The sequence below is a fragment of the Ancylobacter novellus DSM 506 genome (genome assembly GCF_000092925.1).
GTDB classification, from domain to species: domain Bacteria; phylum Pseudomonadota; class Alphaproteobacteria; order Rhizobiales; family Xanthobacteraceae; genus Ancylobacter; species Ancylobacter novellus.
On record NC_014217.1, the window covers coordinates 3,271,044 to 3,285,751 of the forward strand.

12 protein-coding genes are annotated in these 14,708 nt (G+C 68.6%); 1 reads left to right on the top strand and 11 read right to left on the bottom strand.

The genetic code is table 11. The features are described from left to right. Window positions 1-47 precede the first annotated feature (47 nt). Window positions 48-200, top strand: coding sequence for a DUF3309 domain-containing protein (locus tag SNOV_RS23145; RefSeq protein WP_013167909.1), 153 nt, complete (start codon window positions 48-50; stop codon window positions 198-200). Between the two features lie 74 nt (window positions 201-274). On the opposite strand, the gene SNOV_RS15535 is transcribed toward SNOV_RS23145, so the two are convergent. The 11 genes from SNOV_RS15535 to murC form a co-directional block, all read right to left on the bottom strand. After that, window positions 275-832 carry a cysteine hydrolase family protein gene (locus tag SNOV_RS15535; RefSeq protein ID WP_013167910.1) on the bottom strand — a complete coding sequence of 186 codons (558 nt, stop codon included), beginning with the start codon at window positions 830-832 and terminating at the stop codon, window positions 275-277. 84 nt (window positions 833-916) lie between these two features. Beyond that, entirely contained in the window at window positions 917-3,094 is a 2,178-nt protein-coding gene (ligA, locus tag SNOV_RS15540) for an NAD-dependent DNA ligase LigA (protein ID WP_013167911.1), read from the bottom strand. Window positions 3,095-3,099: 5 nt separating this feature from the next. Next, window positions 3,100-4,779: a DNA repair protein RecN gene (gene recN, locus SNOV_RS15545; RefSeq protein WP_013167912.1), complete on the bottom strand. Its 1,680-nt coding sequence runs from the start codon at window positions 4,777-4,779 to the stop codon at window positions 3,100-3,102. A gap of 129 nt (window positions 4,780-4,908) precedes the next feature. Beyond that, window positions 4,909-5,760, bottom strand: a complete 852-nt coding sequence (locus tag SNOV_RS15550) for an outer membrane protein assembly factor BamD (protein ID WP_187291152.1) — start codon at window positions 5,758-5,760, stop codon at window positions 4,909-4,911. 259 nt (window positions 5,761-6,019) lie between these two features. Next, complete coding sequence (gene lpxC, locus SNOV_RS15555) at window positions 6,020-6,958, bottom strand: UDP-3-O-acyl-N-acetylglucosamine deacetylase (protein ID WP_013167914.1); 939 nt, start codon at window positions 6,956-6,958, stop codon at window positions 6,020-6,022. 321 nt (window positions 6,959-7,279) lie between these two features. After that, window positions 7,280-9,007: a cell division protein FtsZ gene (gene ftsZ, locus SNOV_RS15560; RefSeq protein WP_013167915.1), complete on the bottom strand. Its 1,728-nt coding sequence runs from the start codon at window positions 9,005-9,007 to the stop codon at window positions 7,280-7,282. Between the two features lie 86 nt (window positions 9,008-9,093). Further along, complete coding sequence (gene ftsA / locus SNOV_RS15565; protein WP_013167916.1) at window positions 9,094-10,419, bottom strand: cell division protein FtsA; 1,326 nt, start codon at window positions 10,417-10,419, stop codon at window positions 9,094-9,096. Beyond that, window positions 10,416-11,345 carry a cell division protein FtsQ/DivIB gene (locus SNOV_RS15570; RefSeq protein ID WP_013167917.1) on the bottom strand — a complete coding sequence of 310 codons (930 nt, stop codon included), beginning with the start codon at window positions 11,343-11,345 and terminating at the stop codon, window positions 10,416-10,418. The genes ftsA and SNOV_RS15570 overlap by 4 nt, the downstream gene beginning before the upstream one ends. 80 nt (window positions 11,346-11,425) lie before the next feature. Further along, window positions 11,426-12,346 (bottom strand): D-alanine--D-alanine ligase, encoded by a 921-nt coding sequence (locus SNOV_RS15575; RefSeq protein WP_013167918.1) that lies wholly within the window; start codon window positions 12,344-12,346, stop codon window positions 11,426-11,428. 32 nt (window positions 12,347-12,378) lie between these two features. Next, entirely contained in the window at window positions 12,379-13,299 is a 921-nt protein-coding gene (murB, locus tag SNOV_RS15580) for a UDP-N-acetylmuramate dehydrogenase (protein WP_013167919.1), read from the bottom strand. Further along, window positions 13,296-14,705 (bottom strand): UDP-N-acetylmuramate--L-alanine ligase, encoded by a 1,410-nt coding sequence (gene murC / locus SNOV_RS15585; RefSeq protein ID WP_013167920.1) that lies wholly within the window; start codon window positions 14,703-14,705, stop codon window positions 13,296-13,298. Before murC ends, murB begins: the two co-directional genes overlap by 4 nt. Between the last annotated feature and the right edge of the window lie 3 nt (window positions 14,706-14,708).

Sequence of the window (14,708 nt, forward strand, 5' to 3'; positions counted from 1 at the left end):
CGCGTTTGTCTTCCAGTCGATGTAACGGGGCAGACGGAGACGCCGCCATGACCACCATTCTTCTGATCATTCTGGTTCTGATTCTTGTCGGCGCCCTGCCGAGCTGGGGCTATAGCCGCAGCTGGGGCTACGGGCCGAGCGGCCTCGTCACCATCCTCTTGGTGATTCTGATCGTGATGATGCTCACCGGACGGGTGTAAACGTCCGATATTCTCTGTTGGAAAGACGTCATCCCGGACGCGGCATCGCCGCGATCCGGGATCGGGTTTGCCTGTCAGGCGGGCCAATCGCCCGCGATATCCTTTGCCGGCCGGATCGTCGCCCCGGCGAATTCCAGTGCCGCCATCAGCGCCGCCTGCACGCTCGCCGCCGGCACCTCGGTTCCATTGAAGGCGAGATCGCGCGTCGCCGCCGCATCATGCGCCAGCGTGACGCCGTAGCCGAGATCGAGCGCGGCCCGCGTGGCGGCGTCGACGCACATATGGCTCATGGCACCGGCGACGACGAGCGAGCCGACGCCTTTGCTCTTCAGCAATTCGTCAAGGCCGGTGTCGAGGAAGGAATTCACATTATGCTTGACCACCACAGGCTCGTCGGCGCGTGGCGCCACGGCCGGGTGGATGTGCGCGCCCTCAGTCCCCTTGCCGAAGAAGCCCGCATCGACCTCCTCCGCCTCGTGGCGCACATGCACGACGGGCAGCCCCTCCTCGCGCGCCGCGCGAAGCAGCTCCGCGGCCGCATCCGCCGCCGCTTCGATGCCGACCAAGGGGTACTTCCCGCCGGGGAAATAGTCGTTCTGGATGTCGATGAGGAGAAGAGCGGTCCTGGCCATGGTTCTCTCCGGATCAGCGGAATGGATATCGATCGAACAGGAAGGCACGAGGCGCGGCCAGTCCGCACGATAGCGTAAACGCCCTCAGCCGGCGCCCGCCAGCTCCAGCCACTCGTCCTCGGTGAGCACCGAAACGCCGAGCTCGCGGGCCTTGGCGAGCTTGGAGCCGGCATCGGCGCCGGCCACGACATAGTCGGTCTTCTTCGACACCGAGCCCGCCACCTTGGCCCCGAGCCGCTCGGCCATGGCCTTGGCCTCGTCGCGGGTCATCTTCTCCAGCGCGCCGGTGAACACCACCGTCTTGCCGGCAACCGCGCCACCACCCGCCACCGCTTCCATCGGCTCGGGCGTGACTTCCTTCAACAGCGCGTCGAGCGCCGCCTCGTTGTTCGGCTCGTGGAAGAAGTCGACCACCGCCTCGGCGACCACGGCGCCGATGCCCTCGATGGCGTTCATCTCCGCCCAGGCCTCGTTGCCCTTAGGGTATGCCTCGCCCGGCATCTCGGCGGCGAGCGCCGCCTCGCGCAGCGCCTCGATGGTCGGGTAATGGCGCATCAGCCGCTTGGCGTTGGTCTCGCCGATATGGCGGATACCGAGGGCATAGAGGAAGCGGTTCACCGGCACCTTGCGCCGCGCCGCGATGGCGGCGAACAGGTTCTTGGCCGATGTCTCGCCCCAGCCGTCGCGATTCTTGAGGCGGGTCAGCGAGTCGGGCGCGGAATCGCGCGCCTCCAGCGTGAAGATGTCCGCCGGCTGCTTCACCAGCCCCCAGTCGAAGAAGGCTTGCACCTGCTTCTCGCCCAGCCCCTCTATGTCGAAGGCGTCGCGCGAGACGAAGTGGCGGATGCGCTCCACGGCCTGCGCCGGACAGATGAGCCCACCGGTGCAGCGGCGTACCGCCTCGCCATCCTCGCGCACCGCATGCGAGCCGCAGGCCGGGCAGATCGTCGGAAACTGGTAGGGCTTCGCATCCTTCGGCCGGCGCTCCAGCTCCACCGACACCACTTGCGGGATGACGTCGCCGGCGCGCTGGATGACCACCCAGTCGCCCTCGCGTATATCGACCGGCTCGTCGTTGAAGGTGCCACGGATCGGCAGTCCATCGCCGCCAATGCCCTTGATGTAGTCCTCATTGTGCAGCGAGGCGTTGGACACCACGACGCCGCCGACCGTGATCGGCGTCAGCTTGGCGACAGGAGTAAGCGCGCCGGTACGCCCGACCTGGATCTCGATGCGCTCGAGCTGCGTGATCGCGCGCTGCGCCGGGAATTTGTGTGCGAGCGCCCAACGCGGCGAGCGCGAGACGAAGCCGAGCCGCTGCTGCAAGGCGAGGCTGTCGACCTTGTAGACCACGCCGTCAATGTCGTAGCCGAGCGAGGCGCGCTGCTCCTCGATGGCGTGGTAATGCGCCAGCAACTCCTGCGCAGAGCGGCAGAGCACGGTGAGCGGATTGGTCGGCAGGCCCCAGCGTGAGAACGCCTCGATGACGCCGAACTGCGTATCGGAAGGCAGCGCGCCATCCGCCACCTCGCCCCAGGCATAGGCGAAGAAGCGCAGCGGCCGGCTTGCGGTGATCTTCGGATCGAGCTGGCGCAGGCTGCCCGCCGCCGCGTTGCGCGGATTGGCGAAGAGCGGCTTGCCTGACGCCGATTGCCGCTCGTTGATCGCGGCGAAGTCGGCATGACCCATATAGACCTCGCCGCGTACCTCGAAGATGCCGGGCACGTCGTTGCCCTTCAGCCGCTCGGGGATTTCGCCGATGGTGCGCACATTGTTGGTGACGTCCTCGCCCTCGAAGCCGTCGCCGCGCGTCGCCGCCTGCACGAACTGCCCGTTCTCGTAGCGCAGCGAGCAGGACAGGCCATCGATCTTCGGCTCGGCGGTGAAGGCGACCTCGGCGTCGGCGGAAAGCCCGAGGAAGCGCCGCACGCGGGCGACGAATTCCTCCACCTCCTCGTCGGCGAAGGCGTTGCCGAGCGAGAGCATCGGCACGCGGTGGCGCACCTTGGCGAATTTCGACGAAGGCGCCGCGCCGACCTTCTCGGACAGGCTGTCGATGCCCTTGAGCTCGGGGAACTGTGCCTCGATCGCCTCGTAGCGCCGGCGCAACGCGTCGTAGTCCGCGTCGGAGACGCTCGGCGCGTCGTCCTGGTAGTAGCGCCGGTCGTGCCCGGCGATCTCGTCGCCGAGGCGGGCATGTTCCTTGGCCGCCTCGTCGGCGGTCAGCTTCTCGACGTCGATGTCCGGGGTGCGCGCGCTCATGCGGCCTATCTAGCGGATTCGGCGCTTTTCAGCAGCCGTTCGGCCGCCGCCCGCGCTTCCGACGTCACCTCGGCGCCGGAGAGCATCCGGGCGATCTCCTCGCGGCGATGGTCGGGCGCGAGCGAGGCGACGCGGGTCGCCACCCGGTCGAGATCAGCCACCGCCTCCTTGGCGATGCGGAAATGATTCTCGGCCCGCGCTGCCACCTGCGGCGCATGCGTCACCGCCACCACCTGCACCCGGCCGCCGAGCCGGGCGAGGCGCGCGCCGATGGCGTCCGCCACCGCGCCGCCGACACCGGTATCGATCTCGTCGAAGACCAGCGTCGGCGCCGAGCCACGATCGGCCAGCACCACCTTCAGCGCCAGCAGGAAGCGGGCAAGCTCGCCGCCGGAGGCCACCTTCATCATCGGCCCGGCGCGTGTGCCCGGATTGGTCTGGACCCAGAACTCGATGCGGTCATAGCCGTCGGCCTGCGCCTCTGCCTCGTCCGACTGCACCTCGGTGATGAAGCGCGCCCGCTCCAGCTTGAGCGGCGGCAACTCGGCATTCACCGCCTCGTCGAGCGCGGCCGCGGTGGCGCGGCGCTTCTCCGAGAGGTCGCGCGCCGCGTGGCGATAGGCGACCTCGGCCTCGGCTGCGCGAGCCTCAAGCTGCTTAAGCGTCTCCGCGCCATGGTCGAGCGCGTCGAGCTTGTCGGCAAAGCGTGCGGCGACGGCCGGCAGGTCGTCCACCCTGCAAGCGAACTTGCGCCCGGCCGCACGCAACGCGAACAGCCGCTCCTCGATGCGCTCCAGCTCGCGCGGGTCGAAATCTGCCTCGCGCAGCGCGGCATCGAGATGGGCGCGGGCGAGTTCCAGCGCGTTCAGCGCCGCGTCGATCGCCTCCACAGCCGGGCGCACGAGCGATTCGACCTCGCCGGCCCGCCGCTCCAGCCGGCGCACGGCAGCGGCGAGGCCCGGGATCGGCGAGTTGGCGCCACCCACCGCATCCTGCGCGTCGGTGAGGTCAGTGGCGATCTTCTCGAAGCGCATCATCTGCGTGCGCCGCTCCGCGAGGCGCTCCTCTTCACCCGCCTCGGGCGAAAGGGCGGTCAGCTCCTCCACCGCATGGCGGATGAAATCGGCCTCCTTCGCGGCCTCGTCGAGCCGTGCCTTCTCCTCGGCCGCCTCGGCGCGGGCCGCGCGCCAGCTGCGCCAGAGCAGGCCGACTTCCTCCGCGCGCTCGACGAGCCCGCCATACGCGTCGAGCAGGGCGCGGTGCGAAGAAGGGTCGACCAGCGCCCGGTCGTCGTGCTGGCCGTGGATCTCGACCAGCCGCCGGCCGAGATTGCGCAGCATCTGCGCGCTCACCGACTGGTCGTTGACGAAGGCGCGGGTGCGCCCGTCGGCATGCTGCACGCGGCGCAGCACCAGCGCGCCGTCATCGTCGATGCCGGCTTCAGCAAGGACGGCCCGCGCGGGATGATCGGCGGCGAGATCGAACTCGGCCGTCACCTGCCCCTGCCCCACGCCCTGGCGCACCAGGGCGCCATCGCCGCGCCCGCCGAGCGCCAGCGTGAAGGCGTCGAGCAGGATCGACTTGCCGGCACCGGTCTCGCCGGTCAGCACGGTGAGGCCGGGCTGGAAGGAAAGGTCGAGCCGCTCGATGAGCACGATATCCCTGATCGACAGGGCGACCAGCATGCGTGAGGCTCCACAACGAATCCGCGGGACGGCAGACGCGCCTTTCTAGCAGGTCACAGGCCGGCGCGCACCCGGCGTTCCTCTTATGTTCGCACAAGTTCGGCGCGGGGCAAGCCCCCGCGCGTTCCTTCAGCCGAGGCCGAAACCCTTGAAGGCCTTGGCGATCCAGGACTGCTCGTTCATCTGCGGGTTCACGCCGCGCGACTGCACGAGCTTGTAGGCGTCCTTGTACCAGGTGCTGTCGGGGAAATTGTAGCCGAGCACGGCGGCCGAGGTTTGCGCCTCGCCGACCACGCCGAGCGCCATATAGGCCTCGGTCAGGCGGTAGAGCGCCTCCTCGACATGGCGGGTCGTCTGGTAGCGCGTGACCACTACCTTGAAGCGGTTGATCGCGCCGGCATAGTTGCGCTGGTCGAGATAGTAGCGCCCGATCATCATTTCCTTGCCGGCGAGCTGGTCGCGGGCGACTTCGAGCTTCTTCTTGGCGCTGACCGCATATTCCGTGTTGGGAAATTTGCGCACCACCTCGTCGAGCGCTTCCATGGCTCGCTCGGTGCGCGCCTGGTCGCGGGAGATGTCGGGGATCTGGTCGAAATAGGAGGCGGCGATCAGGTACTGCGCATAGGCCGCATCGGCGGAGCCAGGGTGCAGCGCCAGATAACGCCGCGCCGCGCTGATGCTCTCGTCGTAATTGGCCTGCGCGTAGTTGATGTAGGCGATCATCAGGACCGCCTTGCGCGCCCATTCCGAATAGGGGTGCTGGCGGTCGACGTCCTCGAAGCGCTTGATCGCCTCGGCATATTCATCCTTCGCCATGAGGGTCAGGCCCTCATTGTAGCGCTGCTCGGCCGGCACGTCGGGATAGACCTTGGCCTCGGTGCTGGTGTCGAACCAGCTGGCGCAGCCACCGAGCGAGGCGCCCAGCATGACCAGCCCGGCGAGCCGCAACGCGACGGCACCAGCCGCCCAGCCGCCGCGCATGGCGCCGGTGCGGGCGGTCAGGGTCGCGTCACCGGAACGGCGCCGGTCGAGGGTGAGAAGACGCATCACAAAATCGATCCCGATCTGGTCGTTAGCCGCCGCGCATGATGCGCCCAGAATGCTTGCTCAGGCGCTAAGGCGCCTTTCCGACCGGATTATGGCGCCTTGGGATGCCAAGGGCAAAGAGCGGAAGGCAGGTGTAACGAAGCCTTCACCCTGTTGCACGAATGACGCGACCGGGGAACCGGGAATTGCCGGCTCAGAGTTCCGGCGCGTAGGCCGGGACGGCGACAGTGACCAGGCCAGCATTGCTGGAGACGCTGCGGCGGGCGGGGATGCGCGCCTCGACGATCTCGTAGGCCGAGCGGTCGGAGAGCAGCGCGTCGACCACGGCGAAGTTCAGCTTGTGGCCGCCGCGATAGGAGCGGTAGCGCGCCATCAGCGGCAGGCCGCCGATCGCAAGGTCACCGATCGCGTCCAGAGCCTTGTGGCGGACGAACTCGTCCGAATAGCGCAGGCCCGTCGTGTTGACGATGCCGTCCTCGCCCAGGCAGATCGTGTTATCGAGCGAGGCGCCGAGCGCATAGCCGGCCTGCCAGAGACGCTCGACATCGCTGACGAAGCCAAAGGTGCGGGCCGCGGCGAGTTCCTTGCGGAACACACCGGGCGACATGGTGGCAGCAAAGCGCTGGCGGCCAATGGCGGCATGGGCGAAGTCGATCTCGACCTCGAGCCGGAAGCCGAAATCATAAGGGGAAAGCTCGCCGAAGCCGGTCTCGGTCTCGACCCGCACGGTCTTGAGCACGCGCAGGTAACGGCGGGCGCGATTCGTCTCGACGACGCCGGCCTCGTCCACGGCAGCGACGAACTCGTCGGCGCTGCCGTCGAGGATCGGCACTTCCGGGCCGTCGATCTCGACATACGCATTGTCGACGCCGAGGCCGGAGAAGCAGGCGAGCAGATGCTCGACGGTGGAAACGGCCGGGCCGCTGGAATCACGCAGCACAGTGGCGAGGTCGCTGCCACGCACGGCGCCGCGGCAGGCGCGCACGGACTGGGCCGAATCGATGCGGTGGAAAACGATGCCGGTGTCGGCCTCGGCGGGAGCGATGCTCAACCGCGCACGTTTGCCGGAATGCACGCCGACGCCGGAAAGCGTCACGCAGTCGCCAAGAGTGGTCTGCCGTACAGCGTTCATTCAGACCCAAGAAGCGGACGCAGGAGGCGATCCGCTTTCCCCATTCCCCATAACCAACAAAATCCACCGCCATTTGAAGGAGCGCGGAACAGGATCCGTGCCGGCGGCTTATCGTTGGCTGGCAAGATAACGGCGCCGTGAGTCCGCGCCAAATCACGCTTGCTTACCGTCTGTTACCGTTACTACGCTGACGCAAAATCCTAAAAAATCGTTTAATACCAACGCAATGCGCCCGGGCCTCACGACCCGGGCGCTGCGCTGCATGATACGGTCTGTAACAGGGCGGCGGAACCTCCTCCGCCCTGTTGCGCGACTCGGGCCTCAGCCCTGCCGGCGCAGGAAGGCCGGGATGTCGAGGTGGTCGTCCTCGGCCGGACGCGCGACCCGCGCCTCGCCCGGGCGCTGGGCCGGACGCTTGGCGTACTCGGAGGGCTCAGGACGCATATCGGCCAGCGGACGCGGCTCGGCGTAGCCCTGCGGCTGAGCGTAGCCCTGGGGCTGGGCCTGCGGCGCGCGACGCACCATCGGGCGCATCTCGGCCGGCGGGTCGGCTTCTTCCTCGTCCTGATGGCGGCCGAGGCCGACATTGGCGAGGCGCTGGAGCAAGGTCATCCGCTTCTTCTCGGCGTGCTGATGGTCCGGCACCTCACCGCGGGCGGCGCGGATCTGGTTCTGTGCCGGCAGCGGCAGCTCGTCCACACGCGGCATGCGCGGCGAGGGACGCTCCGCATGCGGCGGGATGAACGGCTCGATCGAGTGCTCCTCATAGGCCGCCTCGTTCACCGGGGCCGGTTCCGGCTCGGCATAGAGGGCAGGCTTGGGGGCCAGCTGGCGGATGGTGACGTCATCGATGGCCGCCGGCGCATAGGCCGCCTCGCCGCCATAGACGTGGTCGTTCTCGGCCGGGCCGGCGAAGCTCGGCTCCGGCGCATAGGCCGACTCCGGCTCGTCGAGCGCGGAGGCGACCGAGCGCAGAGCCGCCTCGCGGCGCGCCTCGACCGCCGCGCGGCCGGCGTTGGAGACGCGGCGCCCGCCGACATCCGGCAAACCGTTTAGGCTGTGCGGGATCTGCTCGGGGATCACCGCCGGGTCGATGCCGGTGGCGACGACGGACACGCGGATCAGGCCCTCCAGCGTCTCGTCGAAGGTGGCGCCGAGGATGATGTTGGCGTCCGGATCGACTTCCTCGCGGATGCGGGTCGCCGCCTCGTCCACCTCGAACAGGGTGAGGTCCTTGCCGCCGGTGATCGAGATCAGCAGGCCGCGGGCGCCGCGCATCGACACCTCGTCGAGCAGCGGATTGGCGATCGCCGCTTCCGCCGCGTGCCGGGCACGCTGCTCGCCGGAGGCCTCGCCCGTGCCCATCATCGCCTTGCCCATCTCGCGCATCACGGCGCGGACGTCGGCGAAGTCGAGGTTGATGAGGCCTTCCTTCACCATCAGGTCGGTGATGCAGGCGACGCCCGAATAGAGCACCTGGTCCGCCATGGCGAAGGCGTCGGCGAAGGTCGTGCGCTCGTTGGCCACCCGGAACAGGTTCTGGTTCGGGATGACGATGAGCGTGTCGACGCCCTTCTGCAGCTCGGCGATGCCCATCTCGCCGATGCGCATGCGGCGCTGGCCTTCGAAGTGGAAGGGCTTGGTCACCACGCCGACGGTCAGGATACCGAGCTCGCGGGCGGCGCGGGCGATGACCGGGGCGGCGCCGGTGCCGGTGCCACCGCCCATGCCGGCGGTGATGAACACCATGTGCGCGCCGGCGAGGTGATCGCGGATCTCGTCCAGCGCCTCTTCGGCGGCGGCGCGGCCGACTTCCGGCTGCGAGCCGGCGCCAAGGCCCTCCGTCACGGCGACGCCCATCTGGATGATGCGCTCGGCCTTGGACAGGGTCAGCGCCTGCGCGTCCGTGTTGGCGACGACGAAGTCGACGCCCGACAGGCCGGCGGTGATCATGTTGTTGACTGCGTTGCTGCCCGCGCCACCGACGCCGAACACGGTGATCCGGGGACGCAGCTCGCGGATGTCAGGTACCTGGAGGTTGATCGTCATTTCATTGTCCCCTAACGCCGGCGGGCACGAGGCCCGTCACGATCACTTTGGTGCCGGTTCCGCCGGCGCGGGTTGGATGGAACACGTCAGAAGGCCTCCCTCAGCCAGTGTCCGACGCGCGAGAAGTAGCCCCCTCCCTCCGCATGGGAGAGCCGCCGGCGACGGGCCTCGAAATGCTCGAGGCCGGCGACCTGCGGGTAGACGAGAAGCCCGGTGGCGACGGCGAAAGGTGCGCCGCGCGCCGCCTCCGGCAACTTGGAGATGCCCAGCGGGCGGCCGATGCGCACCTGCGGGCCCAGTATCTTGCCGACCAGCTCGGCGAGGCCGGTGAGCTGCGCCGCACCGCCGGTGAGCACGATGCGCCGGCCGGCGCCGGCGGCATGGCCGGAGGCGACCAGCCGGTCGCGTACCAATTCGACGATCTCCTCCACGCGCGGGCGGACGATGCGTACCAGCCGCGCCTTCGGGATCGCCCGCGGCAGGTCGTGGTGATCGTCGGAGATCGCCGGGACGGTGAGCATCTCGCGCTCGTCGGCGCTCATCGCCATGACGCCGCCATGCAGGCTCTTCAGCCGCTCGGCGTCGGCGAGGCGGGTGGACAGGCCGCGCGCCACGTCGTTGGTCACATGCTGGCCGCCGAGCGCAACGCCGTCGACATGAACGCAATGGCCGTTCTCGACCACCGCGACGGTGGTGGTGCCGGCGCCGAAGTCGATCAGCGTCACGCCGAGCTCGGCCTCGTCATCGGCAAGCGTGGAGAGCGCGGCGGCATAGGGCGCGGCCACCATCGCCTCGACGCCGAGATGGCAGCGCTCGATGCACAGCAAGAGGTTGCGCACCGCGGCGGCCTCGGCGGTGATCACATGCAGGTCGACGCCGAGCCGGCGCCCCAGCATGCCGCGCGGCTCGCCGATGCCGCCGACGCCGTCGATCGCATAGCCGACCGGCAAGGCGTGCAGGATGGTGCGGTCGTGGCCGACCGCGAAGGTCGAGGCGGCGTCGAGCACGCGGCGGATGTCACCCTCGGCGACCGCCGGCTCGGGCAGGTCGACCTCGGCGGCGAAATGCTCGGAGGAGAGCCGGCCGCCGGCCAGCGACACCACGACGGAGGCGATCTGCGCGCCCGCCATGCGCTCGGCGGCATCGACCGCGCGGCGGATGGCGTGCTCGGCGCGCTCCATGTCGATGACGGTGCCGCCCTTGATGCCGTGGGCGCTCGTGTGGCCGACGCCGAGCACGTCCACCGAATGGGTACGCCGGCGCAGGCTGGACGAGGCGTCACGCGGCTTCAGCCGGGCGATCATGCAGACGATCTTGGAGGTGCCGACCTCCAGCACGCCGACCACGCCGGTGCGGCGCGGCGCCAGCGGGCGCATCTTCGGGGCGATCTCGAAGGGAGCGCGGGGCCTCATGTGTTGCCCCCCTTCTTGGCCTTGGCCTTCACCTTGTCGTCTTCCTGGCGGGCCGCATAGGCGGCGTCCGAGAGGCGGACCGACACGCGGTCGGTGAGGCGAAGATCGACGATGGTGATGTCGCGGGTGAGCAGGGACTTCTCCTGGTCGAGGACGGCAAGCTGCTGCAGGGAATCGATCAGGCCGTGCTCGGGCAGGCGCACGTCGATGCCGTTGCGCATCTTCAGCGTCCAGCGGCGGTCGGCGACGCGGATGGCGGCGCGCACCTTGTCGCGCACGCCCGGCACGAGGCTGAGCGCCTCGACGATCTCGACCACGTTCTTCTCGGCACCGTCGCCGACCACGATGGGCAGGCGGATGTAGCGCGGGTCGTCGGAATAGGGGGCGATGATCGTGCCATCGCGGGCGATGACGTTGATCTTGCCGTCCTTCTGCCAGAGCGCGAAGCCCTCGCGCTCGACGACCTGGATGTCGAGCCGGTCGGGATAGAGCTTCTGCACCGTGGCGCGCTTGATCCAGGCGAGCTCCTCGAGCCGCATGCGCGCACCCTCGGCATCGAGGAAGAGCAGCGAGGAGGTCGGCTTCACGCCTGCGGTGGCGAGGATGTCGCCCGGGGTGACGTGATTCTGGCCGGAGAGATTCACATTGGCAATGCGGAAGCCGGCGATGTTGGCGCCGGCATCGCCCACGTCGCGCATCGTCTCGATGGCGGCGGGCATGTGACCGCCGCGCTCCAGCCCGTAGATGCCGGTGGCGGCGAAGAGCAGCGCGGTCAGCCAGGTGCCGGCGCCGGCGCTCAGGGCGCGGGAGGCGGAAAGGCCGACGAGGAAGCGCCGGCCGCCGATGATGGTGCGATCGAACAGGCGGGTGCGGCCAGGAGCCGACGCCGCGGCGGACGCCGGCGGCGGCGTTGCTGCGGGACGCATGCCCGCCCGCTCACGCGTTCCGCGCGGCGAATCACCTGTGGCCGCGCCGGCTCGCTTGCCCGCAGGCGTCGGCCTGGGGGTCAGCGGTCGAGCGAAGCGTCCTCCACCATCCATCGTACAAGCTCACCGAACGAATGGCCCGCATGGGCTGCCAGTTCGGGCACAAGCGACAACTCGGTCATTCCGGGCTGGGTGTTAACTTCCAGACAAACCAGACCGGATTCGTCCCCGGTCCGATCGTCGTATCGGAAGTCCGACCTACTGATGCCCCGACAGCCGAGCGCGCGATGCGCCTTAACCGCTAACATCCGCACCTTTTGGTAAACATTCGGTAAAATTCGGGCCGGGAGAATGTGAACGGAACCGCCGGGAGTGTATTTTGCCTCGTAATCATAGAACCTTAGGTCGGACTGGATTTCGATGACGCCGAGCGCCTCGTCGCCCATCACGGCGCAGGTAAGCTCCAGTCCGGGGATGTAACGCTCGGCCAAAAGCAAATCACCGTGCGGCCAATCGGGCCGGTGCAGCTCCTGCGGCGGATGCTCCTGGTCCTCCTTGATGATGAACACGCCGACCGAGGAGCCTTCCGAGACCGGCTTGAGCACGTAAGGACGTGGCAGCACATGTCCGCGCGCCGCCTCGGCCCGCGTCACCACCCGGCCCTCCGGCACGGGAACGTCGCTGGCGGCGAGGATGATCTTGGCCTGCGCCTTGTCCATGGCGAGCGCCGAGGCGAGCACGCCGGAATGCGTGTAGGGGACCTGCAGGAACTCCAGCACGCCCTGGATGGTGCCGTCCTCGCCATAGGGCCCGTGCAGAGCGTTCAGCGCCACGTCGGGCTTCAGCTCGGTGAGCACCTGGGCGATGTCGCGCCCGACATCCACGCGCGTCACGCGGTAGCCGACGCTCTCGGCGGCCTTGGCGCAGGCCTCGCCCGACCATAGCGACACCTGCCGCTCCGACGACCAGCCGCCCATGAGGACGGCGACATGCTTCGACATGGTCTTCTCCTTGCCCCTGGGCGGGGATCGTCTCAGGCGGGAATGCCGATCCGCTTGATCTCCCACTCCAGCTCGACGCCGGACTGGGCCTTCACGCTCCGGCGGACTTCCTCGCCCAGCCCTTCGATATCGGCAGCGGTGGCACTGCCGGTGTTGATCAAGAAATTGCAGTGCATCTCAGACACTTGCGCGGCACCGACGGTCAGGCCTCGGCAGCCGGCTGCGTCGATCAGCTGCCAGGCCTTGTGACCGGGCGGATTCTTGAAAGTGGAGCCGCCGGTCTTCTCGCGGATCGGCTGCGACGCCTCGCGCGCCTCGGTGATTCGGTCCATCTCGGCGAGGATCGTCGCGCTATCTCCGGGACGGCCCTGATAGAGCGCGCTGGTGAAGATGACATCCGTCGGAGCGCCGGAATGGCGGTAGCTGAAGCTGAAATCCCCGTTTGAAAACAATCGGATATTGCCCGCCCGGTCGACCGCCCGCGCCTCGATCAGGCAATCCTTGGTCTCGCCGCCATGGGCGCCGGCATTCATGCGCAGCGCCCCGCCGATGCCGCCGGGAATGCCGCGATAGAAGGCCAATCCGTCGATGCCGGCATCGGCTGCCGCACGCGCTGCCTTCACGTCGGGAACGGCTGCCCCCACGCGCAGCTTGCAGCCATCCTCGACCTTGATCTCGCTGAAGCCGCGCCCGAGCCGGATCACCACCCCCGGCACGCCGCCGTCGCGCACGATGAGGTTGGAGCCGAGTCCCACCACCATGACCGGGATCTCGGCCGGCAGGTTCTTGAGGAAATAGGCGAGGTCGTCCTCGTCCGCCGGCGTGAACAGCACCTGCGCCGGCCCGCCGACGCGGAACCAGGTCAGCTCCGCCAGCGACTGGTTGGCGATCATCCGCCCGCGCAGCTCCGGCATGCGGGCAGAAAGCTCGGCCGTGATGTCGGGGAAGGTCACGCCGCCGCTCCCGCCGCCAGCTGCTCCGGCAGGGCGTAGGCCCACTGGCTGATGCTGCCGGCGCCGAGGCAGACGACATAATCCTCGGGCTTGGCGAAGGTCTTGACGATCCCCGCCAGCGCGTCCGGTCCCGGCAGCGCCACCACCGAGCGGTGGCCGCGAGCGCGCAGCGCTTCGACCAGATGGTCACGGTCGATGCCGGGGATCGGCGCCTCGCCGGCCGGGTAGACGTCGGCGACGATGACATGGTCGGCGTCGTTGAAGCAGGTGGCGAACTGGTCGAACAGCGATTGCAGCCGCGTATAACGGTGCGGCTGGACGACGGCGATCACCTGCCCCTCGGTGGAGGCGCGGGCGGCACGCAGCACGGCGGCGATCTCCACCGGGTGGTGGCCGTAATCGTCGAAGATGGTGACACCGTTCACCTCGCCGGTGCGGGTGAAGCGCCGCTTCACCCCGCCGAAGCCAGCGAGCGCGGAGCGGATCTGCTCGTCGCTGGCACCGAGCTCATGCGCCACCGCGATGGCAGCGGTGGCGTTGAGCGCGTTGTGCCGGCCGGGCATGGGCAGCACGAGGTCGCGCAATTCGTGGCGCACATCACCGTTGCGCCCGCGGAACAGCACGTTGAAACGGCAGACGCCGCCGCGCAGGTCTAGGTCGACGAGGCGCACATCGGCCTGCGGGTTCTCGCCATAGGTGATGACGCGGCGGTCCTCGACCCGGCCGACGAGGTCCTGCACCACCGGATGGTCGGTGCACATCACCGCGAAGCCATAGAAGGGCAGGTTGTCGATGAAGGAACGAAACGCCGCCTGCACCGCGTCAAAGGTCTTGAAGTGGTCGAGGTGCTCGGGGTCGATATTGGTGACGATCGCCACCTCGACCGGCAGCTTCAGGAAGGTGCCGTCGCTCTCGTCCGCTTCCACCACCATCCATTCGCCGTCGCCGAGGCGCGCATTGGTGCCGTAGGCGTTGATGATGCCGCCATTGATCACGGTCGGGTCGAAGCCGCCGGCGTCGAGCAGGGTCGCCACCAGTGACGTCGTGGTGGTCTTGCCATGGGTGCCGGCGATGGCGACGCAGCTCTTCAGCCGCATCAACTCGGCCAGCATCTCGGCGCGGCGCACCACCGGCAGGCGCTTGGCTCGGGCGGCGACGAGCTCGGGATTGTCGCGCCTGATGGCGGAGGAGACCACCAGCACCGCCGCGCCGTCGATGTTGCCGGCAGCGTGGCCGATATGGACCTTGATGCCCTTCTCCGTGAGGCGCTTGACGTTGGCGCTCTCGGAAACGTCGGAGCCCTGCACCGTGTAGCCGAGATTGTGCAGCACCTCGGCGATGCCGCTCATGCCGATGCCGCCGATGCCGACGAAGTGGATGGGGCCGAGTGAGAGCGGGAGCTTCATGCG

Excerpts from the sequence above, each read along its gene's own strand:
- SNOV_RS23145 (WP_013167909.1), top strand. The coding sequence starts at position 48 with ATGACCACCATTCTTCTGATCATTCTGGTTCTGATTCTTGTCGGCGCC.
- ligA (WP_013167911.1), bottom strand. The coding sequence starts at position 3,094 with ATGAGCGCGCGCACCCCGGACATCGACGTCGAGAAGCTGACCGCCGAC.
- SNOV_RS15535 (WP_013167910.1), bottom strand. The coding sequence starts at position 832 with ATGGCCAGGACCGCTCTTCTCCTCATCGACATCCAGAACGACTATTTC.
- murC (WP_013167920.1), bottom strand. The coding sequence starts at position 14,705 with ATGAAGCTCCCGCTCTCACTCGGCCCCATCCACTTCGTCGGCATCGGC.
- recN (WP_013167912.1), bottom strand. The coding sequence starts at position 4,779 with ATGCTGGTCGCCCTGTCGATCAGGGATATCGTGCTCATCGAGCGGCTC.
- ftsZ (WP_013167915.1), bottom strand. The coding sequence starts at position 9,007 with ATGACGATCAACCTCCAGGTACCTGACATCCGCGAGCTGCGTCCCCGG.
- ftsA (WP_013167916.1), bottom strand. The coding sequence starts at position 10,419 with ATGAGGCCCCGCGCTCCCTTCGAGATCGCCCCGAAGATGCGCCCGCTG.
- SNOV_RS15575 (WP_013167918.1), bottom strand. The coding sequence starts at position 12,346 with ATGTCGAAGCATGTCGCCGTCCTCATGGGCGGCTGGTCGTCGGAGCGG.
- SNOV_RS15550 (WP_187291152.1), bottom strand. The coding sequence starts at position 5,760 with ATGCGCGGCGGCTGGGCGGCTGGTGCCGTCGCGTTGCGGCTCGCCGGG.
- SNOV_RS15570 (WP_013167917.1), bottom strand. The coding sequence starts at position 11,345 with ATGCGTCCCGCAGCAACGCCGCCGCCGGCGTCCGCCGCGGCGTCGGCT.
- lpxC (WP_013167914.1), bottom strand. The coding sequence starts at position 6,958 with ATGAACGCTGTACGGCAGACCACTCTTGGCGACTGCGTGACGCTTTCC.